The organism is Streptomyces sp. CAU 1734, from assembly GCF_039888735.1.
Classification (GTDB): Bacteria; Actinomycetota; Actinomycetes; order Streptomycetales; family Streptomycetaceae; genus Streptomyces.
The window spans coordinates 136,331-161,496 of record NZ_JBDQQP010000019.1 but is presented as its reverse complement, the minus strand read 5'-3'; the positions used below and the strand labels follow the sequence as shown (position 1 = coordinate 161,496).

Annotated in this window: 19 protein-coding genes and 2 pseudogenes; 10 read left to right on the top strand and 11 right to left on the bottom strand. The window is 68.6% G+C overall.

The window, feature by feature from the left end; all coding sequences use genetic code 11:
* The first annotated feature begins 918 nt into the window (after positions 1-918).
* The 5 genes from AAFN69_RS30190 to AAFN69_RS30170 all read left to right on the top strand — a co-directional run bounded on the left by AAFN69_RS30190 (position 919) and on the right by AAFN69_RS30170 (position 7,587).
* Entirely contained in the window at positions 919-3,588 is a 2,670-nt protein-coding gene (locus tag AAFN69_RS30190; protein ID WP_347732056.1) for a Helicase associated domain protein, read from the top strand.
* Between the two features lie 309 nt (positions 3,589-3,897).
* Complete coding sequence (locus tag AAFN69_RS30185; protein WP_347732055.1) at positions 3,898-4,833, top strand: ABC-three component system protein; 936 nt, start codon at positions 3,898-3,900, stop codon at positions 4,831-4,833.
* Positions 4,830-5,096 (top strand): ABC-three component system middle component 6, encoded by a 267-nt coding sequence (locus AAFN69_RS30180; RefSeq protein ID WP_347732054.1) that lies wholly within the window; start codon positions 4,830-4,832, stop codon positions 5,094-5,096. Before AAFN69_RS30185 ends, AAFN69_RS30180 begins: the two co-directional genes overlap by 4 nt.
* On the top strand, positions 5,074-6,840 hold the full coding sequence (locus AAFN69_RS30175; protein ID WP_347732053.1) for an ABC-three component system protein: 1,767 nt from the start codon (positions 5,074-5,076) through the stop codon (positions 6,838-6,840). Before AAFN69_RS30180 ends, AAFN69_RS30175 begins: the two co-directional genes overlap by 23 nt.
* Positions 6,841-7,041: 201 nt before the next feature.
* Entirely contained in the window at positions 7,042-7,587 is a 546-nt protein-coding gene (locus AAFN69_RS30170; RefSeq protein ID WP_347732052.1) for a helix-turn-helix domain-containing protein, read from the top strand.
* A 63-nt stretch (positions 7,588-7,650) separates the two neighbouring features.
* Here AAFN69_RS30170 and AAFN69_RS30165 read toward each other — a convergent pair whose 3' ends face one another.
* From AAFN69_RS30165 to AAFN69_RS30150, 4 genes are all read right to left on the bottom strand, one after another.
* Positions 7,651-8,736 carry a hypothetical protein gene (locus AAFN69_RS30165; protein ID WP_347732051.1) on the bottom strand — a complete coding sequence of 362 codons (1,086 nt, stop codon included), beginning with the start codon at positions 8,734-8,736 and terminating at the stop codon, positions 7,651-7,653.
* A gap of 41 nt (positions 8,737-8,777) precedes the next feature.
* The gene (locus AAFN69_RS30160; RefSeq protein WP_347732050.1) at positions 8,778-9,521 is read right to left on the bottom strand and encodes an ATP-binding protein; all 744 of its coding nucleotides are present in this window, start codon (positions 9,519-9,521) and stop codon (positions 8,778-8,780) included.
* On the bottom strand, positions 9,521-11,125 hold the full coding sequence (locus AAFN69_RS30155) for a transposase family protein (protein ID WP_347732049.1): 1,605 nt from the start codon (positions 11,123-11,125) through the stop codon (positions 9,521-9,523). The genes AAFN69_RS30160 and AAFN69_RS30155 overlap by 1 nt, the downstream gene beginning before the upstream one ends.
* A gap of 669 nt (positions 11,126-11,794) precedes the next feature.
* Positions 11,795-12,109, bottom strand: coding sequence for a hypothetical protein (locus AAFN69_RS30150; protein WP_347732048.1), 315 nt, complete (start codon positions 12,107-12,109; stop codon positions 11,795-11,797).
* 580 nt (positions 12,110-12,689) lie between these two features.
* Between AAFN69_RS30150 and AAFN69_RS30145 the strand changes: the two genes are divergently transcribed.
* Positions 12,690-13,301 (top strand): hypothetical protein, encoded by a 612-nt coding sequence (locus tag AAFN69_RS30145; RefSeq protein WP_347732047.1) that lies wholly within the window; start codon positions 12,690-12,692, stop codon positions 13,299-13,301.
* A 372-nt stretch (positions 13,302-13,673) separates the two neighbouring features.
* Here AAFN69_RS30145 and AAFN69_RS30140 read toward each other — a convergent pair whose 3' ends face one another.
* Together AAFN69_RS30140 and AAFN69_RS30135 are read right to left on the bottom strand one after the other, a co-directional pair.
* The gene (locus AAFN69_RS30140; RefSeq protein ID WP_347732046.1) at positions 13,674-14,060 is read right to left on the bottom strand and encodes a restriction endonuclease; all 387 of its coding nucleotides are present in this window, start codon (positions 14,058-14,060) and stop codon (positions 13,674-13,676) included.
* Positions 14,061-14,533: 473 nt separating this feature from the next.
* On the bottom strand, positions 14,534-15,925 hold the full coding sequence (locus AAFN69_RS30135) for a S28 family serine protease (protein ID WP_347732045.1): 1,392 nt from the start codon (positions 15,923-15,925) through the stop codon (positions 14,534-14,536).
* 201 nt (positions 15,926-16,126) lie between these two features.
* On the opposite strand from AAFN69_RS30135, the pseudogene AAFN69_RS30130 reads away from it, so the two are divergent.
* Positions 16,127-16,381 (top strand): annotated as a pseudogene (locus AAFN69_RS30130) (helicase); the annotation flags it as partial.
* A 65-nt stretch (positions 16,382-16,446) separates the two neighbouring features.
* On the opposite strand, the gene AAFN69_RS30125 reads toward AAFN69_RS30130, so the two are convergent.
* Positions 16,447-17,994, bottom strand: coding sequence for an ISL3 family transposase (locus AAFN69_RS30125; RefSeq protein ID WP_347732044.1), 1,548 nt, complete (start codon positions 17,992-17,994; stop codon positions 16,447-16,449).
* 1,251 nt (positions 17,995-19,245) lie between these two features.
* On the opposite strand from AAFN69_RS30125, the pseudogene AAFN69_RS30120 reads away from it, so the two are divergent.
* Positions 19,246-19,603: pseudogene (locus AAFN69_RS30120) on the top strand (transposase); the annotation flags it as partial.
* On the opposite strand, the gene AAFN69_RS30115 reads toward AAFN69_RS30120, so the two are convergent.
* Together AAFN69_RS30115 and AAFN69_RS30110 are read right to left on the bottom strand one after the other, a co-directional pair.
* On the bottom strand, positions 19,600-20,016 hold the full coding sequence (locus tag AAFN69_RS30115) for a hypothetical protein (protein ID WP_347732043.1): 417 nt from the start codon (positions 20,014-20,016) through the stop codon (positions 19,600-19,602). The pseudogene AAFN69_RS30120 and the gene AAFN69_RS30115 overlap by 4 nt on opposite strands.
* A gap of 293 nt (positions 20,017-20,309) precedes the next feature.
* Complete coding sequence (locus AAFN69_RS30110; protein WP_347732042.1) at positions 20,310-20,702, bottom strand: hypothetical protein; 393 nt, start codon at positions 20,700-20,702, stop codon at positions 20,310-20,312.
* Between the two features lie 533 nt (positions 20,703-21,235).
* Here AAFN69_RS30110 and AAFN69_RS30105 point away from each other — a divergent pair.
* The gene (locus AAFN69_RS30105) at positions 21,236-21,703 is read left to right on the top strand and encodes a hypothetical protein (protein WP_347732041.1); all 468 of its coding nucleotides are present in this window, start codon (positions 21,236-21,238) and stop codon (positions 21,701-21,703) included.
* Positions 21,704-22,190: 487 nt separating this feature from the next.
* Here AAFN69_RS30105 and mobF read toward each other — a convergent pair whose 3' ends face one another.
* Positions 22,191-24,161, bottom strand: coding sequence for a MobF family relaxase (mobF, locus tag AAFN69_RS30100; RefSeq protein ID WP_347732040.1), 1,971 nt, complete (start codon positions 24,159-24,161; stop codon positions 22,191-22,193).
* Positions 24,162-24,447: 286 nt separating this feature from the next.
* Between mobF and AAFN69_RS30095 the strand changes: the two genes are divergently transcribed.
* Entirely contained in the window at positions 24,448-24,756 is a 309-nt protein-coding gene (locus tag AAFN69_RS30095; protein ID WP_347732039.1) for a hypothetical protein, read from the top strand.
* 223 nt (positions 24,757-24,979) lie between these two features.
* Here the strand turns inward: AAFN69_RS30095 and AAFN69_RS30090 are convergent, their stop codons facing one another.
* Positions 24,980-25,165, bottom strand: a complete 186-nt coding sequence (locus AAFN69_RS30090; protein WP_347732038.1) for a hypothetical protein — start codon at positions 25,163-25,165, stop codon at positions 24,980-24,982.
* Position 25,166: the final 1 nt, after the last annotated feature.

The window sequence follows — 25,166 nt, the reverse complement described above, 5'->3', positions numbered from 1 at the left end:
TGAGAGTCCCTCCGCTGCGCTCCGGGACCGTAGGGTCCGCTCCGCGGACTGGCGGCAGTGAGAAGGGTGGGGGCGGCTTGATCGGGTTGGGTTTCCGGGTGGGCGGGGTATGGAGAGTAGGCAACATGTAGAGTTGTGAAAAATAGGAGACATCCTTGGCCATGGTGGGTGTGGCGGGAAAGCTATGGGAGAAGTTGCGCGATGATCGGGCGGAATATTCCTGGAGGTCTTACTCGTAGAGCTCGGCACTTCGTCGAGGTCCACGGGTATTCGATCCCCTGCCCTGACGTGGACCGGGCCGGGTGGCTGGATCATGGAATCCCTGCAGTGGAGGTCGACCGTGCTGTGAGTTACCAGCGGGCTTGGGGTGGGATAGCTCTTCCTCCTTCCCCGCACTACGACGGCGGTCCCAGTTCGTTCAGTGCGGACACTCCGGGGGGATCGGAGACGGAAGGCTGGTGGTTTGAAGCCGGGTTGCAGCGCACTGCCCTTCCCTGGTCCTTCATGATCGGCCCCGGCGGAGAGTTCGGTATCCATGCCGACTACTGGATCCCCCTGCATGCCAGTATCGAGGGATGGGTGGAGTCTCTCGCCCTCGCGCATCATGCCTTCCGGTGTGCAGGCACCATCACCAGGGTGAGCGGAGACGCGGTGGAAGCACTGCGTCTTGACGGCTTCGAGCCGGTCCTGGAGGTCGCCGGACTCTCGGACACATGGTGGCGGGGGACTGACTCCCTCGTGGCTGTCTACCGCGGAGTGGCCGAATGCATGTCAGCACCCCAATGCCGAACCGCCACTGTCTATTCCGGGCTCAACGCATGGGGCCTCAAAGGACTTGGTGAATAGACACAGGTTGACCGATACCCGTGACGACTGAAAAGTATTTCAGACCGTTCTCATCAAGGAAAACTGATAGCAGTGAAACTCGGACTTCACAGGATCACACTGAGAGAGCATCAGGCCGACGCGAATTTCCGCATCCGCAAGTGGGTCGGATTCCCCGCAAGATCGCCTGTGCCGGAACACGGTGCCCGTGCCATGATCGTGTCGGCAACCGGGTCGGGGAAGACGATCACCACGGCTGTTGCCGCGCTCGACTGCTTCCGGGGCGGGCGGATCCTGGTGATGGTGCCCACCCTCGACCTCCTCGTCCAAACCGCCGAGGCATGGCGCCGGGTCGGCCACCAGGCCCCCATGGTCGCGGTGTGCTCGCTGGAGGGTGACACCGTTCTGAAGGAGTTGGGGGTCAGGTCGACCACCAACCCGATCCAGCTCGCCCTGTGGGCCGCCTCCGGGCCCGTGGTCGTGCTGGCCACGTACGCCTCCCTCGTCGACCGGGAAGACCCCACCGACCCAACCGGACAGACGCGCATCCGGGGGCCGCTGGAAGCCGCCCTGGCAGGCGGGGAGCGGCTGTACGGGCAGACCATGGCCCCGTTCGACCTCGCTGTGGTCGATGAGGCCCACGGCACCGCCGGTGATCTCGGGCGTCCGTGGGCGGCGATCCACGACAACACCCGCATCCCCGCCGACTTCCGGCTCTACCTCACCGCCACCCCCCGCATCCTCGCCGCGCCCCGCCCGCAGAAGGGCAAGGACGGACGCGAGCTGGAGATCGCGAGCATGAGCGACGACTCCCAGACGTACGGGGAGCGGATCGTGGACCTCGGACTCTCGGAGGCGATCGAGCGGTCGATCCTGGCCGGGTTCGAGATCGACGTCCTCGAAATCCGGGACCCCGACCCGATCCTCGGGATCTCGGAGGAGGCGCTGCGGGGCCGGCGGCTCGCCCTGTTGCAGACCGCGCTCCTGGAGCACGCCGCAGCCCGCAACCTTCGCACCGTCATGACGTTCCACCAGCGGGTCGAGGAAGCCGAAGCGTTCGCCGAGAAACTCCCGCACACCGCCGCAGAGCTCTACCGCACCGAAGCCCCCGACCAGGCCCTGGCCGACGCGGAGAAGCTGCCGAAATCGTCCATCAAGGCGGAGCTCTACGAGCTGGAAGCCGGCCGCCACGTCCCACCGGACCGCGTCTGGGCAGCGTGGTTGTGCGGAGACCACCTCGTCGCAGAGCGCCGCGAGACCATCCGCCAGTTCGCCAACGGCATCGATGCGAACAACCGCCGTGTGCACCGGGCGTTCCTCGCCTCCGTACGGGTCCTCGGCGAAGGCGTCGACATCGTGGGCGAACGGGGCGTCGAGGCGATCTGCTTCGCCGACACCCGCGGGTCCCAGGTCGAGATCGTGCAGAACATCGGCCGCGCTCTCCGCCCCAACCCCGACGGGACCACGAAGGTGGCCAGGATCATCGTGCCGATCTTCCTGGAGCGGGACGAGGATCCGGGCGGCATGATCGCCTCCGCGAACTTCAAGCCGCTGGTTGCCGTGCTCAACGGCCTGCGCTCTCATGACGCCCGTCTGGTCGAGCAGCTGGCGTCCCGGGCGCTGTCCCGGGGCGAGCAGGAGAAGCGCACGCATGTGACGCGGGACGCGGACGGCCAGATCGTCCGAGCCGGGGACGAGGAGCAGCAGGGCGATGGCAGTCAGTCCGCGGTCGAGTCCGCGCTGCTGCACTTCTCCAGTCCACGCGATCCCGCGACGATCGCCGCGTTCCTCCGCACCCGCGTCTACCGGCCGGAATCGCTGGTGTGGCTGGAGGGGTACGAGGCGCGGCGAAAGTGGCGGTTCGAGAACGGCATCACCGGCCTCGTGGCCACCCCGTACGACACCGAAGTACCCGTCGGCGTCGTGAACTACCCCCTCGGCCGCTGGGAAGCCCAGCAACGCCGCGCAGCCCGGACCGGAGACCTGGAAGACCGGCGCCGGCTGCTGCTGGACGAGGAAGGGATGCTCTGGGAACCCGGAGATGAGGCGTGGGAGACAAAGCTCGCGTTCTTCCGTTCGTATCACCGGGCGCACGGGCATCTCGCTCCGCGGCAGGACGCGGTCTGGGGCGAGACCGAGGCGGAGGCGCAGCCGGTGGGGCGGCATATGGCCAACCTCCGCAGGAAAGGCGGCCTGGGGAAGGACACCGAACGGGCCCAGGCCAGGGCCGCACAGATGACCGCCATCGACCCCGACTGGGCGTGCCCCTGGCCCCTCGACTGGCAACGCCACTACGCCGTCCTCCGCGACCTGGCCGCCGAAGAACCCGGCGGAATGCTGCCGTTCATCGAACCCGGAGTGCTGTTCGAAAGCGACGACCTCGGGGCATGGATCCAGCGGCAGCAGAAACCCGCCACCTGGAAACAGCTCACCGACGAACAGCGGGAACGGCTGACCGCACTCGGTATCGCGCCGGCCGAGCAGCCCGCCCCCACCCCAGCCGGAAAGAACACGACGGAGGGCGGGTCCGGGGTGGAGAAACTGTCCGCAGCTTTCCAGCGCGGCGTCACCGCCTACGCCCAGTACATCGCCAGAGAAGGCAAAACCACCGTCCCCCGACCCCACACCGAACAGATCACCATCAACGGAACCGAACACACAGTGAAACTCGGCACATTCGCCACCAACACCAAACAGAGACTGGAACGCCTCACCCACCACCAGCGGACCACACTCCGAAACATCGGCATCGAATGGGCATGACACCACCCACAGCCAGTCGATGAACCCGACGGTCAAGCAAAGTGCACAGAAACCCCGGGCGCAACTGCTCCCGGGGCCTCATGGCGTTGGTGTTGGAATCGCCGGATGCACGGGTGGTGGCGAGCCGAGGTCAGGGGCGTTTCCCGGTGACAGGACCGGCGGTGGCAAAACGCGACGGTGCAACAGTTGCCCAACCTTGTCCCAGTCGGCAGCGAGAGGTCCGGGGCGGATATCGCTTGATATAACTACACGACTGTCGAGAGTGATCACGTAGGGCTACTCTTGCCTCCTCGTCCGTGAGGGGGATGTATGCGGTACGAACAGCGTGCCTACGCACGGGTTAAGTTTCTTGAGCTCATGGCGGAGTCGTACGAGAACGACTTCGAGGACTTCTTCCACCGGCTCATGTGCTCCAGGTACCCGGACTTCCTGGACGTACGGACCGCAGGCAGTCTGGGCGACATGTCAGCCGACGGTCTCACGCTGCACTCCCGCAGGCTGTACGCATGCTATGCCCCGCAGACAGTGAAGCCGAGCAAGATCCGCGAGAAGTTCGATGGCGACTTGGCCGGTGCGCTGGCCAAGCGCAGTGGGCAGTTCGACACGTTCGTCTTCGTGCACAACGACCGGCGCGGCGTGCACCCGGAAGTGACGGCCATGCTGTCGCAGGCAGCCGCCGACAAGCCCGCCCTGCGCTTTGAACAGATGGGTGGCCGGCGCTTGTGGCAGGAATGCATGCAGCTGGACCAGGTGACAGCCGAAGACGTTCTCCGGTGCGAGATCCCGATCAAGGAGATGACCTTCGGGATCGGGATGGACGATCTTGAGCCCCTGTTGAAGCAGCTCCAGGACCTGCGCACCACCCCCGACCCTTTGATGCCTCTGCCGGACGTGCGGATCGAGAAGCTGGACTTCAACCGGCTCGAAGGCGAGGCGCGGGAGGATCTACTTCGCGGGATGCGTCAGAGCCACCTGGTAGACGCCTTCTACGAAGGCACAATGCGGGAGCTGGAACACGACGAGGTCGCTCAGGGCTTCCGGGTGTACTACGAGCAGGTGCGCAGGGAGTGGGCTGACCCTGAAGACGTCCTGTGGCAGCTCCAGATGTACGTGCTGGGGAACGCCCAGCCGCGCCGGAAGGTCCTGCGGGCCGCCCTTGTCGTCCTTGCCCATTTCTTCGAGCGGTGCGACATCTTCGAAGCTCCCCCGGCTGGCTGGCAGCCTGGGTTCAGGATATCGGCGTGATCACTCCTACAAAGGGCATCGCGCCTGACCGATGCCTGCTCGCGATCGGCGCTCAGATCCTGCTGCAGCTGGAAGAGCCGCGGTCTGTCAGCCAGGCATGGTCCCGACTGAGGGCCTGGCGGACTGAGCACGCTCATACCTCGCCCGTATCGTTCGGCTGGTTCGTGCTGGCGCTGGATGTTCTTTACAGCATGGGTGCCATAGAGCTGGACCAGGACGTCCTCGTTGCAAGGAGTACGCATGCTGCGCCGCTTGAGCGCTGACGATGAGCGCTTCAAAGAGGTGTCCTTCACCGAGGGCCTGAACCTTCTGGTCGCGGAGACAACTGCGTCATCGGCGGACACCGACAGCCGCAACAGCGCCGGCAAGTCCAGCCTGATCGAGCTGATCCATTTCCTGCTGGGAGCGCGGGCCTCAGCCACCACGCTCGCGATGAACAAGGCGCTGCGTCACATTACGTTCGGCCTTGAGATGGACTGGCCGGGTCTGGAGACTCCGCTTCGTATCCGCCGTAGCGGACAGCGCTCCGGTTTCGTGAGGCTTGATCAGGATGTGGCCGGTGGTCACGATGGTGCTCTGTTCCCGAGCACAGGTGAGCACGAGCTGCCGGTGGAGCGGTGGACGCAGCTGATCGAGCGGGATCTTTTCGGTCTTCGCGGCGACCACTCGGGTGTGAGCGGAAGGGTGCTGCTTTCGTTCCTCGCACGCCGTATCTCCTCGCACGGCTTCAACGAGCCGACTCGTACCTTCTCCCGGCAGTCTGCTCCGGAGGCGGCCTCCAACCTGGCCTATCTGCTCGGTCTGGACTGGCAGCTCGTCGACGAGTACCGGCAGCTTGCCGCCCGCAAGGCCACCCGCGCGCAGCTGAAGAAAGCTGTCGATGACCCCGTGTGGGGGCGCATCGTCGGTTCCACCGCAGATCTGCGAGGCCAGATCACGCTGGCCAAGGCTCAGGTGGAGCGGCTGCGCGGTCAGGTCACGGCGTTTCAGGTCGTTCCTGAGTACGAGCGCCTCAAGGACAGGGCGGATGAGGTCAGCCGGCGCATCAAGCAACTGGCGCAGGAAGACGTGCTCGACCAGCACAACCTCGAAGAACTCCAGGCAGCTGTCACCGAGACATCCGACGTCGAGGTCGACTACCTGGAGCCCGTCTACCGCGAGCTCGGTGTCATTCTCAGCGATCAAGTCCGCCGCCGGTTCGAGGACGTGAAGACTTTCCACCACTCAGTCGTCCGCAACCGTCGGCGCTTCCTGGAAGAGGAGATCACCGAACTCACTGAACGGCTCCATGCACGCCGTACCGAGCGGGCACGCCTGGGCGAAGATCAGGCACGGCTCCTTCGAGACCTCGCTGAAGGTGGGGCCCTGGAGGCCCTCACGGCATTGCAGACGGCTCTCGGACGCGAGGAAGCCGCGCTCCAAGCACTGCGCCACCGTTTCGAAGCGGCACAGACACTCGAAGCGAGCGCACGACAGATCACCGCGAAGAGTGTGGAACTGCAGCAGGCAGTCGACACCGATCTCCAGGAGCGCCGCCAGCAGACAGACGAAGCGATCCTGCTGTTCTCCCACTACGCCCAGCGCCTCTACGGGCAAGGCCGTGAGGCGTACCTCGCCATTGAGGCTGGCCGTAACAGCCTGACGATCACTCCGCGCATCGACAGCGACGGCAGCCGGGGCATCGGCAACATGGTCATCTTCTGCTTCGACCTGACCCTCGCCGTCCTGGCGCACCGACACGGCCGCGGCCCGGACTTCCTCGTCCACGACAGCCACCTCTACGACGGCGTTGACGACCGGCAGGTTGCCGCCGCCCTGAAGCTTGCCGCAGAAGTCACCGAGGAGGAGAACCTGCAGTACATCGTCACCATCAACACCGATAGCCTGGGAATGGCCTCACACCGCGGATTCAACCCCGAGCCCTACATCCGCAGCCCCCGTCTCACCGACGAACACGAAACCGGCGGACTCTTCGGCTTCCGTTTCAAAACCGCAGGCAAGAAATAGCCCGCCACAGTGCAGGACAGCAAGAGCTGAGAACGCGATGGGCGTCACCCTGCCATCGACACTGAGGCTCATGTAGCCGACCCTGGCCCATGGCGTCCCGAAGATGTCGAAACCGGTAGGCCGACGCGGGCGGGTGTGGGAGTCCTGAGGGCGCGGGTCGTGGGAAGTCGGCCCAGTCTGCGGAGTGTTTGGAGAGCAGACGTGGGGAAGATAGCGCTGGGATTGGAGCGCGCGCTGCGTACGCGGCCCGTTCCCTCAAGCACCGAGGCCCGTCTGCGGTTCCTGCTCGCTGTGCATCAGGGCTCCACCCGGAAGGTGGCCGCAGTGTTGGGGGTTTCGCAGCGCACCGTGCAGCGGTGGGTGGCGAGGAAGCCCGGCGCGCGGCGTCCGCCGGGTTCTGCGCAGGCGCGGGCGATCGAAGAGGCGGTTCTGGCGCGGTGGCAGCCCCGGGTCCGGACCCGTCGGCGGGCACAGGCCGAGGCAGACGGTTTCGTCTTTCACACCAGGGCGCGGTTCGGGTTCGCCGCCTCGGCGGGTTCGTCGGATGATCCGCGGGTGCGGTGGATTACCCAGGATCTGCCCGGGGAGGTGGCCCGGGAGCTGTTCGCCGCCCAGGACGAGAAGCAGCAGCTGGTGATTCTCGCCCGCGCGCTGGGGCACGCGTATTTCCGTGACGGGGGCCGGCGCGGCCATGGCCTGCACATCGCCTTCACCGACGTCGAGTTCGCCGATTTCTCGATCGGATGACCTTCCTGCCGGCCCAGCCCGGGAGAGTGCTCGTCGCGCAGCCGATCCTGCGGAAGAGACTGTTCAGCACCGCGGGGATTCCTCTGGTACGGCCAGCAGCGTGTCGTACCTCTCGGCTTCCTGCCGCTCGCGCCAGTCCCACTCGACCCGGCCGGCCGGGCCTGTGCGGTTGGCGGCGGGAGGCTGCGGCGGGCGCAGCCTGGCTGTTTCCGCGAGGCGCAGCAGGTGGGTGCGGTCGCCTTCCGCGGCGAGCAGTTCCTGGTTTCCGCCGGGCGTGAGGCGGGCGAAGCAGGCCGCGGCCCGCAGGAAGACCCGCCCCCACGGGGGTACGGGGTAGGTGGCGCAGCCGTCGGTGTAACGGGCGTGGTCGTGGAGGGCGAGCGTGGCCGCGGCGTCGTCGTAGTCGCCGCGGCGGGCGGTGGCGAGTTGCTGGAGGGAGGCGCCGGTGAAGAGCGTGGTGGTGAGGGCGGCGGCCAGGCGGGGGTGGGCAGTGACGGTGGAGAGGCGGCGGGCGGCTTCCCTGGCTGTGTGTGGGGTGAGGGGCGCGGGCTGCGGGCGGTGTCGCCAGGCGATCGGGGGCGGTGTGCACGGGGTGGTGCAGGTGGTGGGGCTGTCGTGGGAGACGAGGCGGTCCAGGGTGGGCACGGTGATCCAGCGGTCGGCCCGCCGGGCGGGAACGGTCCTGTTTGCGGGCTCGGCGGCAGGCCGCCCGTCACCGTCGTGGTGGTAGTGGCGGCGGGCTGCCGTGATGCCGGTGATGGTCGTGTACTCGATGGTGCCCAGGGCCTGGTGAAGGGCGGCGGGCAGGCTAGGGCGGTGGCAGACCAGGGTGAGGCGGAGGCCCGTGGCAGCGTGCAGTTGCAGGAGGCGTTCGGTGCGGCGGAGGCTGAGGCGGTGGGCGCGCAGGACGGTCAGCCGGGTGATGGGCAGGGCGGTCACCCATGCGGTGGCGGCTTCCCAGGCGGGTTGGCGGCCGGAGGGGAAACGGCCCGGCAGCATGGGCGGTTTGTCCAGGGCGGCCAGGAGGTCGTGGGCCAGAGCGGTGTCGCTGGTGGTGCCCGGGCCGGGGTGCAGGGTGATCCGGCCCGAGGGCGGGTCGTGCGCGGTCAGGGCGGCATGGGTGTGGGCGGCGTCGTCGTGGGGGTCCATGACCAGTGTGAGAGTCGGCGATCCCGTGGCGGATCCCAGGGTCATGCGAGGCGGCTGAAGGCCCAGCGCAGCAGTTCCTGGTCGACGCGGGGGCGGCCGGTTCGGGCCAGGGCGGTGCGGGTGTGGGCGGTCAGCTGGGCCCAGGCGCGGAAGTTGCCGTGTGCGGCGTGCTGGTCGGCGAAGGTGATGTCCTGGGGTTCGGCGTCTGCCCAGACGGGGTGGAACAGCGGGATGACCTCGAGAATCTCGGCGGGGGTGAGGCGGGTGAACTGCTGCCAGATGAAGACGCGGGAGGAGAGCATCGGTTCGCGGCGCAGCACGGTGTGGCAGCCCGCGCCGCCGACGAAGATGATCGCGAGCTGGGTAGCTGGTTCGTCCCAGAGGTAGCGGAAGTATTCGAACGCTTCCCCGTTGAGCCACTGGGCCTCATCCACGAGAAAGGTGCGGGGGCGTTCGGCCAGAGCTGTTTTCAGCAGGCGGTCGAACTCGCTGGGGTGGCGCGGCGGCTCGCCGGCCAGATCGAGGGCGGTGAACAGTTCGTAGCGCACCGCGCGGGCGGTCGGGCGGGCGCGGAAGGTGATCTTGCGGACGTCCTCGGCGGGTTCGAGTTCGCGCAGGCAGGTGTTGACGGCGAGGGTCTTGCCGAAGCCGGCGCCGCCGTGGATGCACATCATGGCGCGGGCGGCGACGGTGTCGGTGATGTTCTCCCGGGCGGTGAGGAGGGCGCGGGTGGTGACCACGGACGCGTCGGGTAGGTCGACGTACTGGTAGGTGGCCGCGGTCATCAGGTGTCTCCGTCGTCGTCAGTGGCGAAGGGTATGGCGCGGCCGCCCGGGGCTTCCAGTGCGGGAGCGCTGTCCTGGCTGGGTGGCATCGGATTGGGCTGGGGGCCGGTCAGTGCGGCCAGGGAAGCAGGAGTGCGCCACCCGGAAGGGGGCGCGGTGGGAGGGATGAGGTCCGGCAGCGCAAGGTCCGACAGGTCCGTATCGGTGGCCTGCGCGAGTTCGGCTCCGGCCTGGGCGGTGGTCAGTGCGCCGAGCCGCCGTGGGGGTTCGGCCTGGGTGGCGGCGGCGTAGCGTTCGCGCTGGGAGGCCTGCAGGTCCTTCTTCAGGCGGCGCGCACGGGCGGCCCTCGTTTTCCGTACGGCGCTGATCTGTTCCTCGGTTGCCTGGTCGGCCAGGTCCGCCGGACCGAGGTAGCGGCCGGTGGCCGCGTGGTAGACCTCGATGCGGTGGTCGTGGTGGGGCATGAAACGGACACGGACCTGGATGCCTGCCTGGCCGGTCATCCACGACCCCACGTAATCGCGTTTCCTGAAACGGATGCCGCGGGTGGTCAGCGTGCGGGTGCCGGCGTCCTCCAGGGTGAACGTCCACAGATCCGCCGCCGCCACGTCCCGCAGCGGGGTGGGATCGTCCTGCCACGCCTCAAGCGGGGTCCTGCCCCGCAAGGGCGCGGGCTGATGTTCGGTGTTCCACCAGAGCGTCCAGGCGAGCAGCCGGGCGGTGAAGTCCTCGAAGCCGAGCAGCGCTTCGTCCTTCGGGCGGGAGGGCCGTTTACCGGGGCGCGGCTGGCGGGCGTAGCCGGGCAGCGCGGCCAGGAACATGCTCTCCACCGCCCGGTTGAGGCCCTCCACGGTGCCCTTGAGGTGGGGGGTGTAGGCGGGCAGGTCCTCCATGGTGACGTCCAGGAGGTCGAACGCGGCGGTCACCGTCCGGGACAGGAAGTCCTTGCCGCGGTCGACGCGTACCTTCTCGGGCAGGCCACCGAACGGGCCGTAGGGGGCTTCGCGCAGGACAGCGGAGCGCAGCGCGGCCAGCACCGACTCTCTTGAGGGATGGACCGGGGTGACCGCGACGCCGGTGATCGCGTTGGTGGCGCAGTCGGTGAACCAGGTGATCCACGGCCTTCGGGCGGTGCCGTCGACATCGACGAGGACGGGGGCCAGCATGTGGTCGGTCTCCCACACCTGGTTGCGCCAGCCCCGCGGCCGGGCCAGGAACACATCGTGTTTACGAGCCGCCCGCTCACCACCCGCGAGTCCGGCCCGCTCCCCCGGCGTCAGATCACGGCGGATCGCCCGGTGCAGCGTCGGAATCGACGGAGGAGACTCGCCCTCACCCCTGGCCGCGCGGGCGGCCAGCTCACGATGCACCGCCGCGACGTTCCCCTTCCACAACGCGAGCAGAGCCCGAACCTCCGCGGTGACCGTGAACCGCCCGGGATACGCGGCCCGCTCCCCCGGTGCCCGGGCCGCAGCCCCGTCCCGCTCGGCGGCCGCCAGCCAGCGCCACACCGCACGCTCCCGCACCCCCAGCACATCCGCCGCCGACCTCACCTGCACAGTGGTGAGCTTCCCCTCCCGCCGCAGGGCCAGCAAACGACGCACTACAGGCCCCCGCAACGCCCGAACCGACACAGCCGGCAAAGCCCTGCTCGAATCACCACCCGCCCCTTCCGGAGCCGGACCCTGCTCTGTCCGATCCACACCCCCGAGCACACCAACACCCATCGGCCAGCGGATCAGAACTCACGAAACCGAGACAGCATCACCCCACGTGCGATAGCACTCCACAACAGCGACACCCTGTGGATCTCTCACCTTCAGAACAGTGACCCCACGCCCCCGAAACAACCCATGACCAGCGACAACGCCCCCAAACCCCACTGTCTCTCACCCCACTGTCACAAAACCAAGAGATCGCACCCGGCGCGCACGCACCACAAACGCCTCAAGCCACTCCTGGTACTGCGCACCGACGTCTCTCACGTCTCCCCCGCCCTCACAACCAGACCCTGATCCTCGGCGGTGAACACGGCCCGCGACACCAGACGCGGGAGACGATCGTGCTCGCGGCCGTTCCTCGTCCAGCTTCGCACCCGCCACCGACAGCGCCGGACCCGCCGGGCAGCGACGAGGAAGGCCCTCACCCCCTACCCCAGAACCTCCCGCCGCAGGACGCACTCCCGCGCCCTATGACCCCGCTCCCCCGCCCGCCGCGCCCCAGCCGCCGAGGAAGGCGGCCAGGGCACGGCGCTGTTCCTCCTCGCTGGCGACCTAGCGGGCGAACACCGTGCGATCGATGTAGGGGTCGACGGCGGCGAGGACCAGGCGCCGGAGCCCGGCCGGTTCCAGCGCCTCCACCTCCCACTGCACCAGCCGAGCGGGGTCGAAGCCGTAACGGCGTGCGAAGGCGGGCCACCGCGGGTCGCCGCTCTTGCCCTCCGTCGCGGGCAGCCCGTACCGCTGGACCTGGTCGTGGGTGAGAAGCACCCTCTCGGTGCGGCTCCAGCAGCCCGTCCGGGCGACCCAGTCGCGTTCGATGTCCTCGCCGGAACAGTCGAAGTCGCCGACCATTCTCTGGGGCTTCATGGGTGTGCGATTGGAGTTTCCGCAGATCAGGAGCGGTCTTGAGCACTGTAGCTGATGCAACACCTGTGGTGCACGAGCCCCAAGTCGGTTCACTCATCGAGGTCGAACAAACTGTCCTGCACCACCTCGCGCGCAGCGGGCCGCTGTTCTGCTCAGCTACCGTTCGGCTCGCCCTGGGCAAAGCAGTCTGCTGGTGTCTGCGCCCTGCTGTGGCACTGCGGGGCAGGAATCACCCAGAGCGGCGATCCGACCGCCTTGATGTTCGACGTACTGGCGGCTCGTGGCGATGCAGATCAGGACGTGCGGGGATTCGGTTTCCAGGTGGATGCCGATGACTCGCCCATCGGTGCTGATGCCGCGCCGTCATCGTGGTCACGCAGTTCTCACGCGCGAATCCGGCCGTGGTCACCACCCGTGGCGGGTACGCCGGTCCCGCAGCGCGGTGCGGGCCTGGGTGATGCCGGCCTGTGGTCGGACGTTCTGGCCGCCACCCGGACCTCGCGCCGGAAGTGAGGCCCCGCGGCTTCCGGTTACGGCAATCACCCTGCCCGGGGCCCGGTGTCCGTGGAATCCTCTGCGCATGAGACCCCCTCGCGCCCAGCCCGTAATCCTGCTGGCGACCACGCTCTCGCTGGCCGCGTGTTCCTCCACCCCCAGCGCCCCACCAGCCTACGCGCTCGAAGGCGAGGCGTGTGATGCGGTGTCCACAAGCGTCTTCGAGCCCCTGACGGGCCCGGCTCCGACCAAAACGTCGAGCCATCTGTTAGCCGGGCTGTCCGGCGGCAACTGCGACGTGCGGCTCGAAGGCGCCAACGGGTTCATGACGTTGAAGGTGTTCATCGCGATCAATCCCGACCATGACGCCGCCAGGAAGATGTACGACAAGTTCGAGGCGGGCGACAAGACCGACGCGGACAGAGCGGACAATGTTCTGAGGAGTGTGACGGTCTCCCAGGTGAAGGGCTTGGGGCAGGAGGCGTACCTGCGGCGGGGCCACGACGTTGGCAAAGCCTGGAAACCGGTTGACACGTTCCTCTACAAGTATGAGGTCCTTGACGGCTCGCTCGTGCTCTCCTACCTGTCCAGCGGATACGCCAAAGACCCGGCCACCGGCTGGCCGGCTTCCGAGCAGGAGCTCCAGGACATCATCAGGAAGGCGACCGAGCAACTCATGAAGAAGATCGCCGAGTAGACTCGGCGGGCTCCACAGTTGCTTGGTCCTCTTCGAATTGATCTTGCTCCGGGAATGGAACCGTTTCCGAGAAACAAACATCGCCGCACGCGCGTTCGAAGCGTACTTGATCGGGCGTCGATGCTCGTGTCCGGCCAACTGGACGCAATGCGCTGGACGCCCTCGGCCCTCGCGGGCGTGGGCGGCGTCGTGAGCACTGCGGGAAAGGGCCCCGGGCGCGCTGTGCGCCCGGGGCTGTTTCGCTGTCCGGGGTCGGCGGCATCCCGCCCCAGGGCCTACACGTACTGGGTGCGATGCCCAGGGGTTCTGAGCTGCGGCATCGCACTGGTGTGCGTGTAGGCCCTGGGATCTTGGGGCGCTCCCCCCGGCGAACTACGTTGCAGCCGGAACGGGTTCGGTGAGGCGGTCCAGCCGGGTGTAGAGGGCGCGTACGAGGCGGGCGCGGTTCTGGGCGCAGTGGGCGGTGCCTTTGAGGGGTGCGGACAGGCGGTTGTCGGCTTCGCGGAGGACGATGTCGGCGAGGGCGCCGCGGCCGTCGTTTTTGGGCAGGGCGGCGGTGTGGCGGCGGACGTCGGCGGCGACGGCGCGGGCGTGCCCGTTGAGCTGGAGGGCGATCTGTTCGTAGTCGCGGGGTGCGAGGTCGGGGTTCTTCCAGGCGAGGACGGCGGTGACAAGTGCTTCGTGCGGGGCGCGGTCCAGGGGGAGTTCGGCCTCGATCAGGCCCTGGGGGTCGTGGAGCACGGTGTGCGTGTCGCTCATCGGCGGCCCACCGTGTCGTCGTCCTGGTCGTGGTCGCCGGTGCCGGCAGCCGGGGCCTGGACGGCGCCGCGGCGGGCGTGGCCGGGGTCGGCGCGGACGGTCAGCTCCAGAATTCGCGGGCGGCCGATCCGCCTGCAGCCCGTGTGACAGCACCCGTGGAGGGTGTCGTCATATGGACCACAGGACGGGACGGGCCCGTCCTGGTCGCCGTGTGTCGTTGTGCCGTCAGCTGAAGGGGAGAGTGTCGTGGTGGGCGTTTGCTTCGGGCGGGACGGGCCGAAGCGGATAGCCCACAGCCGGACAAGGACAGGCCCGATGCAGTGTCTCCCCGGACGGGGCCAGGAGCAGCCCCGGACAGCCACCCGCACGGCAGCAGACTCACCCCCTCCTGGATTGGCTCTGCCACCGGCACTGGTCCGATCGCGGATTGGGAACACCTGGGCCACTCGGCTGGCCCGGTCCCGTCCCGCCGGCTACTGCGCGCGGACCCCGGCCGTGGTCCGTCCGGCCCAGCGGAGCAGAGCGGCGCGGGCCCGCGCGGCGTCCTGCGGCTTCAGAGCGGCGATGGAGGTGTGGTGGTTGCCGCCAGGCACGTCGAGAAGGAGGGAGTCGCGGGTGCCCCTGCCCAGCCGGAAAGGTTCCGCGACCGCCACGTCGGTTTCGCCGTTGATGAACATGAGCGAGCTGCCCCGGTGACGTACCCAGCGGTCGATGTCCGCCATCGCGCCGGGCCGGAATCGCAACGGGATCTCCCGCGGCACATAGGAGCGGACATCCTGCACGCCCGGATGGTGCAGCAGCCCGGCGAGGTGCGGAGTGGTGTACTGCGGATAGCCGAGCTCGGTGCCCAGTTGGTGGAAGTCGGGGGTGAGTCGGTCGAGGGACTGGTCGGTGTAGACCGGGAGCGCGGTCACCCGGTCGATCCACGCGTAGAGCGCTTGGTCGTCAGTCATGGCCGTGGGCACGGAGGCGCAGCTGCCTGCCGGCTGGTGCATCCAGAACATCGCCGGCAGGCGCAGCACGGCGAGTTCGAAGGCGCGGTCCGCGCTGCCGATGGTGCGGAAGGTTTTTCCCTCGCCCTGGGCCCAGCGGTCGTACAGCTCGGTCATCGCCGCGCGCCGGATCAGCGCCGTACGCTGGACGGACTTGAGCGCGGCGCGGCACTGCGGGGTGCCGACCTGGTCGAGCTGGGCGTCGTACGCGGTGTCGTCCCCGTCGTCCGTGTTGTTGGGGGCGGAGTACGCGACCGTGCCCGCCACATCGTCCGGATGGAAACGGCGATGGTAGACGGCTGTCATTCCGCCCTTGCTGCCGCCGGTGGAGATCCAGGGGGCGCGGTACACCTTCTTGAGAGCGGTGACGATCCGGTGATGATCGTCGGCCGCCTGCCGGACGGTGAGCTTGGACCAGTCCAGCTGCTGGGGCCGGGAGGTCCCGAAGAACCGGTGCTCGGTGGTGATCTGATTGGCGTCCAGCAGTACGGTCGGCTCGGCCCGGCGCTCCGGTGACGGGCCGAGGTCGTAGCCGCCGGAGTAGAGCACCATGGGACGCCAGGTCGATCTGTGCACCAGAGTCAGCCGCTGATCGAAGGAGTCCTCGCGGGGGTGCCGGTGGTCGATGGGCTGCCGGTAGGCGAGATCGAGGACGATCTGCCCCGGGGCCGCGGGCCGTTCACCGAGTACCCGCATCCCGGGTATGGCCGCGATCCGGGCTCGGACGTCGTCTCCGTGAGCCCCGGACCGGCTGGGAGCCGTACTCTCGCTCCGGAGCTCGATCCGGGCCCAGGAGGCCGGGGCGGACAGCCCGGACACCGCCAGCGCGGTCAGCAGAGCCGGCGCGAGCAGGCGCTTCATCGTGTCTTTCATACCTCCCAGAGAACTGCGGACATCCGAGCCGCACATCCCCCGGGCGGGGGAGGCGCCTCCCCCTCGGGAGGAAGGGGAAATCGGCCAGCTCCCGTGCAGGGGAGGCAGATCGAGGCCGATCGAACCGTGCCCGGCGCCGCGCGTGCAACCTCGGCGGCTGGCGGGCTCTGGGTAGCGTCCGAGGCGCTGGTCCGGGTCGTGGACCTCGGACTCTCCGAGGCGGTCGAGCGGTCGAGCCTTGCCGGTTTCGAGACCGACGTCCTGGAGACCCGGGACCCGGACCCGATCCTTGGGATCTCGGAGGAGGCGCTGCGGGGCCGCCGGCTGGCCCTGCTCCAGACCGCGCTCCTGGAGCACGCCGCCGCCCGCAACCTCCGCACCGTCATGACGTTCCACCAGCGCGTCGAGGAAGCCAAAGCGTTCGCCGAAAAGCTCCCGCACACGGCCGCAGAGCTCTGACGGCGGTCTCCGTAAGCGGCTCTGATCCACTTCTTGTGGTCCGGTGCGGAGGGTGACGGTGTTCAGTCCGAGAGGAGGATCTGGCGTCGGAGAAGGTCGAATCCGGCCCGCCCGTACCCGTCTCTTTTGATGCGTTTCACCCTGTTGACGTTGCCCTCGACTGGGCCGGAGTTCCATTCCAGGGTGAGTCCGGCGGTGACGGCGTCGAAGTCCTGCCGGAGACCACGCGCCAGGCTGCGCAGAGGCGCCAGCCCGGCGTTTTCGATGTCGGTGAGCCACTGGCCGAGCTCTTCGCCGCGACGCTCGGTCATCATCTGGGCGAAGGCGTGAACGCAGTCGGCGACCGCTGCCAACTCGGGGCAGCGGGCGAGAAGGCTCTTGATCTTCAACCCCTTGCTCTCGCTGATCTTGTCGGGGTGGGTGGTGATCAGCCAGGTGGCTTTCCGCACGGTCAGTTCCCTGGGTTTGTCGGGTGCGGGTGTGCCGTCGGCCCGTATCTGTTGCAGATGGCGACGGACGGTCCGTTTGCTGCCCAGGTATCCGCGTTCGGTGATCTCCGCGTGCAGTCGTGCCGCGTCGGTGCAGCCCTCGTTCCAGCGTTTGTGCAGGTAGGGCGTGTAGGCGTGGATCTGGCCGTAGGAGCGGGAGCCCGTGGCCAGTGAGGCATCCGCGGGAGTGGCGGCGTGCGCGTAGCGGCGCACGGTCTTGCGGTCCAGGCCGAGTATTTCGGCGATCACCTGGATCTGCACGCCTTTGTCGTGCAGGTCGTGCACGGCCGCGTGCCGCTCACGCCGTTTGATCGCGCGCCGTCCCTCCGGCGCGGCCGGCGCTTCAGGGTTCGGCCCGTCGGGCACCGGCGTGGCCGCTGCTTCGCCGGCGGGCTCGGGCAGGCAGCCGCGGTGTGCGGCAACGCATTTCTCGACGGCCTCGCACAGGTTCATCCACAAGTGATGGCGGTCGGCGACCTGGATGGCGTCGGGGCAGGCGGTGCGTACGGCCTCGGCGTACGCGCTGGCGCGGTCTCTGCAGACGATCTCGGCTCCGGGGTGGTCTGCCAGCCAGGCGGCGAGTGTCTGGGAGGTGCGGTCGGGCAGGACGTCTACGCGCTCACCCGTCTCCATGTCCATGATGATCGTCCCGTAGACGTGGCCCTTCTTCAGGGCGAAATCGTCCACACCGATCACCCGCGGGGCAGCCGAGAGGTTCTTGTCCGGGAGCCTGCGTATCAGCCTGAGCAGGGAGTTCGCGCTGAGGGGGATCGACAGATGCGCGGCCAGCCGGGCTGCTGGACGTCCCGCGAGGGCCAGGGCTATCCGCTCCAGCGCCAGCCGGAGCGCAGGGGTGCGGCGCGCGAACCGCTCGGTGAGTCCGGCTATCTGCTCGACGAACGTGCGGCGGCCGCACGCTGCTGCGGGGCAGCGAAAGCGTCGCACCGCCAGGTCGATAACAACCTCCCGCCCGGCGACCGCGAGGTCGGCCAAGCGCCGCCGATAGCCACCGTGGATGCGGCCGGAGACCTCACCGCAACCGGGACAAGACGCCTCCAGGGTCACTGTCCTCGCCGTGAGCACCATCGTGCCGCCGTCCGCCGTCACCTCCTCGACCAACACGGGCGCCAGATGGGACAAAGCCGTCAACAGATTCCAGTCACACGAACAGGCATCCTGCCAGGTTCCTGTGACGTGCTGTCACAGCACCACAAGAAGTGGATCAGAACCGCACTACGAGGCCGTTGACATGCTTTTCTCGTAACACAAAGTAGAGGGCGACGGTAACGCCGATCGATTCTCCCGATCAAGAGGATGATGTGTGCGGTCTTTGGCCAGCGACGTGAGGCAGTAGCCGCCCGGCAGGTGTCGTACTGTCGGGCGGCCGTGGTGGACCGATGCGCACGGGAGCTCCGTAGAGGGCCAGCGGCCCGTACCGCGCGGCGCGGTCGTGGAGATCACGGTCGACGGCGACGCTGAGCCGGTGCCCGTCAAGCTGGGGGTGTGGCTCTCGGACACCAAGAGCCGGCGGGACAAGCTCACCGTGGAGCAGCTCGCTGCCCTCGCGGCGCTGGGCAGGGGCGGAGCGGGCTCCGGCCGGTCTGGCGGCTGGCGCGGTGGCTCTGCTGGGTGGCGCGGTTCACCGCGGCCGCGCGGGTCCAGCGGCCCGTACCGCAGGCGGGTGTCCGGCGGAGAAGCCAGGCGCGTTCTCGGGGCGTTCTAGCCAGACGACATGGACGGCGCGTTCTGCGCGGTACAAGCCCGCGGATCGCGGGCGGGGGGCTCCGGCAGGACGGTAACCGGCACCGAGGAGCGCCGTCTCGTCACCCACAGATGCGGCCACCGGATCCCGCCGGTACGTCTTCCAACGTCCTGCGCGGCGGAAGAGGTGGATGCTTAGTCAACGCTGGCAATGACCCTCACCGCAGCCACAAGCACCCCGGTGGCGGTCGCAGCAACCACCAGCGGCGCGGCAAGCGCCGGATACCGGTGCGACACGTAGACGAGACCGGCGGCGAACATGAGTGTCACTAGCGCCAGAAGAATAAGGGCTAAAAGGACAAGGGGGGACACGGAAGTTCCCCTCGTAGAGTGCCGGATGGGTTCCGGTTGGGAGCCGAACGACAGCAGGACAGCCCCACCGAGGTGTTCGGGACACGCACGTCCGGGAGCGACTCCACCGGGGCGAAGGAGGAACTCACCTCGTCCGACAGCGACTCGGCCCCGCCCGCCACACTGCTCGGCTCCGCGACCCCGCCCATCGCCCTCTCCCTGCCTCGAAGGGATGGAACTCCGGGCTGCCCGTCTCCCTCCTGCGCCGTCTGGCACCATTGGATCGCCGGCAGACCTGCCTCCGGCACAGGGCCGCAGGCCCCGCACGGACGTCCGCGGACACGGCCCGGCGCGGTGGCCGCGGACACGGCCTACTCGTCGAAGGCCAACCGCGCCTACCTGCGCAGAGGCGGGATCATCGCGGTCATCCCGGAGAAGAACGACCAGGCCGCCAACCGGAAGAGAAGAGGCTCGGCCGGTCGCCTTCGACCTGCACCGGTACAGGCAACGCAACACCGTTGAACGCTGCTTCCAGAAGATCAAAACCTGGCGCGGACTCGCCACCCGCTACGACAAGTCCCCAGCAAGCTATGAAGCAGGACTCCACCTCAGAGGTTCGGATCATGTGGCTCAAGCACCTCACCTCAACCACATGATCCGAACCTCAAACAGCTCCTAGTCGCCCAGACTCTCCACCATCTTGAGCTTGTCGAACTCCCCACCCTCACCCGTCCACTCCAGACCACCGATCGCCTTGGCCATGAGCAGCGCGTTGTAGTCGTCCTCCGAGAGCGGCTCGCACGTCTCCGGCCGGCTCTTTCCGCCGTCCTGGGCCTTCTTTTCCACCATGTCAAGCGCGTCCTTGGCTGCGCTCTCGTACCCAGAACGGACCATATCGGCGAGCACCTTGTCGAACCCGTCGATCCGTTCCTTCGCTTCACTGACGGTCGGAATGTCCGCAGAATCGTCCCCGGTCTTCTCGGAGAGCGCGGCGGCACAGTCCTTGGCGCTTTCGTCGTACGACTCCGAGCAACCGACCGCCCCAACAGCGAGCAGGCAGACGGAGACGAGCAGGACGGTAATGCGGCGCATGGTTTCCCCCCGGGATTGTGAGGCCGGATGCTACCAACGACCGGCAGGCGGCAGTGGGCGAACATTTAAGCCCCACCGACTCGTGGCCCCGGAGGCTTCGTCATCGCTGCGGCCTCCAGGAAAACGGGCAGGTCGCGGTCGGAGAACGCCAGGCCCAGGATCTCGTCCCGCCCGTGCCGGTGCACGCTGACCCGCCGGCCACCCGACGGCGACGGCCGGTGCACAGTGATCGGCGCACCCTCCACACCATCCAGCGTGCGCGCACCCAGCGCCCAGCGCAGCACCAGGCGGGTTCACGGCCCTGTGTCGATGCCCCGGTACCCAGGTCCGAGGCCGCGCCGTATCGGCCGGAACCGGGGCGCTCCGGGACCGGTCTGCTGTCCGGTACGCGGCACGGGCACGGCCGACCCCCCAGCGACGTCGGAGGCGGGGTCGGTCTCGGTTGGGAGTTCGAGGTGGCGGCGGGCCGCGGTGGTGGCTACTGCCACAGCGGCGAGGGCCTCGGCGATTTCCGGGCTGAACCCGGACAGCACGGTGGCCAGGACGTCGATCGCGTCCAGTGCGTCCTCCGCCGCGCCCGTGCTCCAGGCCGCCGGTGAAACAGCGTCGGCGAGATGACAGGCGCTCACCACCGCCGGCTCGGCCCCTTGCTCGACTCCGGGCGCGGCCCGCGCGTTCAGTCCCATGTTCCGTTCAGCGACGCCAGTGAGGGAAACGATCATCTCCCGGTCTGTCACATCGTGGCTCGTGCTTCTCCTTCGTCCCGTGCTCTCATCGTCGTCCGCGACTGCTTCCTGCCGTATCGCCTGCCGCCCGTCCCAGCCTGTCACTCTCCCTCGTTCCGTTCCTGCCCTTCTCGACTTCGCCGGGGTCCTCATTGCTCCCGGGGGTCCCTGAGAGAAGTAGTCAGCCCGCTCGGCCCCCATTGACCACGGCGCTGACGTGCAATTTTCCCCGTTCCGCCGAGGACGGTGAGGCAAGTCGTAGAGCAACTCATAAGGCAACTTGTAGAGCAACTCGTACGGCAAGTCGTAGGGCAACTTGTAGGGCAACCTGCGGAGGAGGGGCCGATGCGTGACGTCTTCAGCCCTTGACCGGATGGTCCGCGCCACTTGGGGAGGGGGGAGAAATCTCGGTTCGCTGTCCACAGGTCCCGCGCCAGAGGCTGTCCGAAGCAGCCGCCGTGACCCGCACGACGGCCGTAGGACAGGAGTACCCCGTGCCCGAGACCACCGTCGCCGAACCGCTCTCCCCGATGACTCCAGACGCGGTGACGGCCGCCTTCAACCACCTTCGCGCGGTGCAGGCCGGCGACCTCGAAGCCGCAGGCGGGTTCGCCGCCGCCGAACTGCGGATACCCGCGCTCCTCGTCGACATCGCCACCCGGATCGTCATCCCCGTCACCGCACTCCCCGACCCCGACACGGACACGGCGTGCGCGGACACCTTCGCCCTCGAAGCACTCGGACGCGTCTTCCTCAACACCCTGCACACCTGGGGACAGACCGGACCGAATGCGGCCGAGGGCATCGCCCGCAGCATCATCGGCTTCACCACCGACATCCTCACCGAAGACCACGAAACCGTCGCCGACATCCTGCACCAGCTCCACGCCGTCGCCCTCGACCAAGCCCTCGCCGCACACCCCGCACCGGGTACGCATCAGGGACGGCCCGGCATCGTGTAGCCGGATACACGCGCCGCTGGCACGGCGGCCCGCACCGCCCTGCATCCGGCACCGGACCCTGGGCGGTGCCGGATGCCGGACATCGCAGGGGCGCGCGAACCAGGGTGGATGCACGACATCGGCACCGACGATGTCGTGCACTCCCCCGCGATGCCGTGCACCCACGAGAAGATGCGGGCAAGACCAAGAGGTCATCGCGCGCACCGGATGCCGACATCCAGTGCTGGGCAATTCCCCTTGACCCGGGCCCGTGTCAAGGACAAACGCGAGACGGCACCGGCACGGATGCCCGGCATCGTCCGACGATGCCGAGCACTCCCCCATGACGATGCCGAGCATCGTGAGCGACGGGGGTACGGCATCCGGCCTGCACCGGAGGCACGGGAGCCGGAGTGTCCGGCATCGCCGGACGATGCCGGACACTCCCCGCCGGTGGAGAGCACTCCGCCCAGTGGGCCCGGCCGGTGGACTCACCCGCCGGATCCGCTCAGCGGCCGGCTCCTGGGCCGCGGTGGGGTCCGGGCTGCTGCGGGCGGTGCGCCTGCTGGTCGTCCGCGCGCACCGGCCGCGGGAGCTCGCCGGTGCCCTCCTGTTCGGCGAACCGGGCTGTTCGTTCACGAGCCCCCTCACCCGCCCGCTTGTGCGCCTCCTGGATGTGGCGCAGCTGCTCGGCGGTGAGGTCGAGGGATTCGGCATCGGTGCGGGACTTCCTCAGGGCCCGCAGCTCCGTGAAGTCGACCGCCTCCCGCGGTTCGGCCTCCTGCTCTTGGCCGTCATCGTCACGGTCGGGCTCAACGGCCGAGGGCGGGAGGAGCTGTTCGGGCATGGCCGCCTGCTGGTGCGCGACCACGTCATACCCCCGGCCACGCCCAACGGTGAGGGTGGTGCGGAGCTTCTCGCGGACCACCCCGGCGGCCAGGACGGCCCGGTCGTAGCGGAGCGGGACCCGGGGGATCTCCCACTCCCCCGACGCCTGGTCCGGGAGCCGGGGCGTGGCCGGGGCGCCGTCGGTGTCGGGTGGCAGCTGATGGTCGGCGTCCGGGATGGCCGGCTGTCGGCGGGTGGGCAGGAGGTCGGTGTCGGTCCAGTGCGTGGTGTAGAGGCGGTGGGCGCGCGTCCGGGCGCGCAGGGTCCTGGAGTCGGTGATGTCGGCGCAGTGCGTGGCGATGGCCGTGTCCACTATGCGTTCGTCGAGGTCGGGTGGGCGGGAGCAGCCGCGGAGGACGAGGGCGAGGTGGCGTCGTGCTTCGGCGAGGAGGTGATGGTGGTGGAAGGTGCCGTTCTTGTTCATGACGTAGACGATGGCGGCGACTTCGACGGCGGCCAGGGCGAGGTCGATGACGGCCGGTACCCGGACAAGGATCGCCGCCGCGGCCGTGCGGGCGAGGTCGAGGAGGGAGTCGATGAGCGCGGCGCCGAACCTGCGGACCGCGCTCTCCCGCCAGATCCGGCGGAGTTCGGCGAGGGAACGGGCCGTCCTGCGTTTCCGGGGGCGGGTCTGGCGGGCGGCCATCTTGTTGAGTTTGGCGCGGGCCCGCTCGGATACTTGGGGCGCGTACTTCGGGTTCCCGTCGTCGTCGACGGCGGTGACGTACTCGCGTTCCAGTTCGGTGCGGCAGGCGGTGATCTGGTCGCTGCGCCGGGCCGTCCACGCGATGAGTTCACGGGGCACCCCGGCGATCTCCATGACGGGCCGGCGCCCGGGGGTGACGGTGCGCGGCTCGGTCGCCACCCCCAGCCCCTCGCAGACCGCGGCGAGGACGAGTTCGTCGTAGAGGGCGGAGGCGGCGACGGTGTTCCGCAGCAGGGTCGTGGAGTGCACCGCGCCCCATTTCCCGTCCGGCCTCAGCCCGCGCAGGGACAGGATCAGGTGGTCGTGGAGCAGGGGCCGGCCGGAACGGGCCTCGTAATGGCGGAACCGCGCCGCCGCCAGTCCGTGAACCGGCCGGACCTCACGAACGCCTTGTGCGCCGATGCGGATGATCGCGGCCTGGTCCTCGATCCACTCCAGCACCCGCCCGATCGCCCACTCGTGCGCGGCCTCGATGACCCGCCGCGTCTCCTCGTCCCCGAACGCCCACATCAGGTAGACCGTCGGCGGCGGCCGGAACACGAGGTCGGCGCCGGTGACCTTCACCCTGCGGCCGAGCGCCCCGGCCCGCTTCGCCGCCTTCTCTGACTCTCCCGCAGCGAGCTGTTCGGCTTCAATCCGGTCGGCGTCGGGGTGGCGGCCCTCGCCGAAGAGGTTCCGCAGCTGCTCCTCGGTGACCTCCTCCCCCTCGGTCAGGCCGAGCACGGCCAAGCCCCGGCCCATCCATCGCCCCGCCGGGACCCCGGCCTCCTCCTGCGCCTCACGAAGAGACCCGCGCGCCGGTCGGGAACCATGCCCGGCCAGAACCTGGCGCATGTAGTAGCGATACCTCTGCCCCACGGTGACCAGCTCGATATCCATCGTCATGGACACCAGGCCACACCGACCTGACCAGCAAGAACAGACCAATCGGCGTGACGGCCCGCCAGACGGGAGGAACAGCCCGACTTTCTCGCCCCGCGCCCGCCAGGCGGGAAGCAGGCCCGGCAGGCGGAGCAGTGTCAACGCTCTCCTACCGAACACCACAACACGCCGACCAACACCAACGAGCACCAGGAAACGCCCACCGACTACGAGCACCGCCCTACACCGAGAACCATCCATCAGCCCCCGGCAGCCGCCGGGGGCTTCGTCGTGCTGCCCGGAGGACACCGTGCCCACGTACGAGACACTCCCCCGCTTCACCACCGACCTCCACCACCTCACTCCCGAACAACGGCAGCGCTTCCGCCGCGTCGTCCGGGAAGCCTTCGTCCACGACCTCCGCACCGGCCAGGGCTTCCGCCCCGGACTCCGCGTGAAACGCGTACGGACCACGCCGGGCGTGTACGAACTCTCCTGGTCCATGGGCGCCGGGTGTCCGGGGCGCGCCACCTGGGCATACGGCACACCGCTACGCCCCGGCGTTGCGCATATCGTCTGGCGCCGCATCGGCGGACACGACATCCTCACCGGACCCTGACCGCCGACCATCGGCGGCCTGCCGGCGAGACTCCCTTCTGAGCTCGTCCTGCCACCTGACTGGCATCCGAACCATGACGGAGCCACACCCCCGGGACTTCCGCCATCTATCGCTCAGGCAATGGACGCCGCCGCTCTGAGGCAGTCCAAGGCCCGGCCCGCGGAATCGAACGTTTCACAGCTTGAAGGACCGCGCGTTCCAGAACTGACCGCCCCGCCAGCACTCAAGCCAGCGCCCGCCAGTGGAGACAGGGCGGCGGGAACACTCTGGCCGGGATGAGTTGGTCAGCATCAGCCTCACGGTCTCCGTGCCTGTAGAGCAGATCCAGCATCATGCTGAACTCGTCGGCCACACGCAGGAATCTGGCGAGTGTCCCTTCCGAATCCACAGGTAGGGCCGTGTCGTCCATC

Coding starts and splice junctions, on each gene's coding strand:
- AAFN69_RS30185 (WP_347732055.1), top strand. CDS start 3,898: ATGCGGTACGAACAGCGTGCCTACGCACGGGTTAAGTTTCTTGAGCTC.
- AAFN69_RS30175 (WP_347732053.1), top strand. CDS start 5,074: ATGCTGCGCCGCTTGAGCGCTGACGATGAGCGCTTCAAAGAGGTGTCC.
- AAFN69_RS30165 (WP_347732051.1), bottom strand. CDS start 8,736: ATGGACCCCCACGACGACGCCGCCCACACCCATGCCGCCCTGACCGCG.
- AAFN69_RS30160 (WP_347732050.1), bottom strand. CDS start 9,521: ATGACCGCGGCCACCTACCAGTACGTCGACCTACCCGACGCGTCCGTG.
- AAFN69_RS30150 (WP_347732048.1), bottom strand. CDS start 12,109: ATGAAGCCCCAGAGAATGGTCGGCGACTTCGACTGTTCCGGCGAGGAC.
- AAFN69_RS30145 (WP_347732047.1), top strand. CDS start 12,690: ATGAGACCCCCTCGCGCCCAGCCCGTAATCCTGCTGGCGACCACGCTC.
- AAFN69_RS30140 (WP_347732046.1), bottom strand. CDS start 14,060: ATGAGCGACACGCACACCGTGCTCCACGACCCCCAGGGCCTGATCGAG.
- AAFN69_RS30135 (WP_347732045.1), bottom strand. CDS start 15,925: ATGAAAGACACGATGAAGCGCCTGCTCGCGCCGGCTCTGCTGACCGCG.
- AAFN69_RS30115 (WP_347732043.1), bottom strand. CDS start 20,016: ATGCGCCGCATTACCGTCCTGCTCGTCTCCGTCTGCCTGCTCGCTGTT.
- AAFN69_RS30110 (WP_347732042.1), bottom strand. CDS start 20,702: ATGGGACTGAACGCGCGGGCCGCGCCCGGAGTCGAGCAAGGGGCCGAG.
- mobF (WP_347732040.1), bottom strand. CDS start 24,161: ATGACGATGGATATCGAGCTGGTCACCGTGGGGCAGAGGTATCGCTAC.
- AAFN69_RS30090 (WP_347732038.1), bottom strand. CDS start 25,165: ATGGACGACACGGCCCTACCTGTGGATTCGGAAGGGACACTCGCCAGA.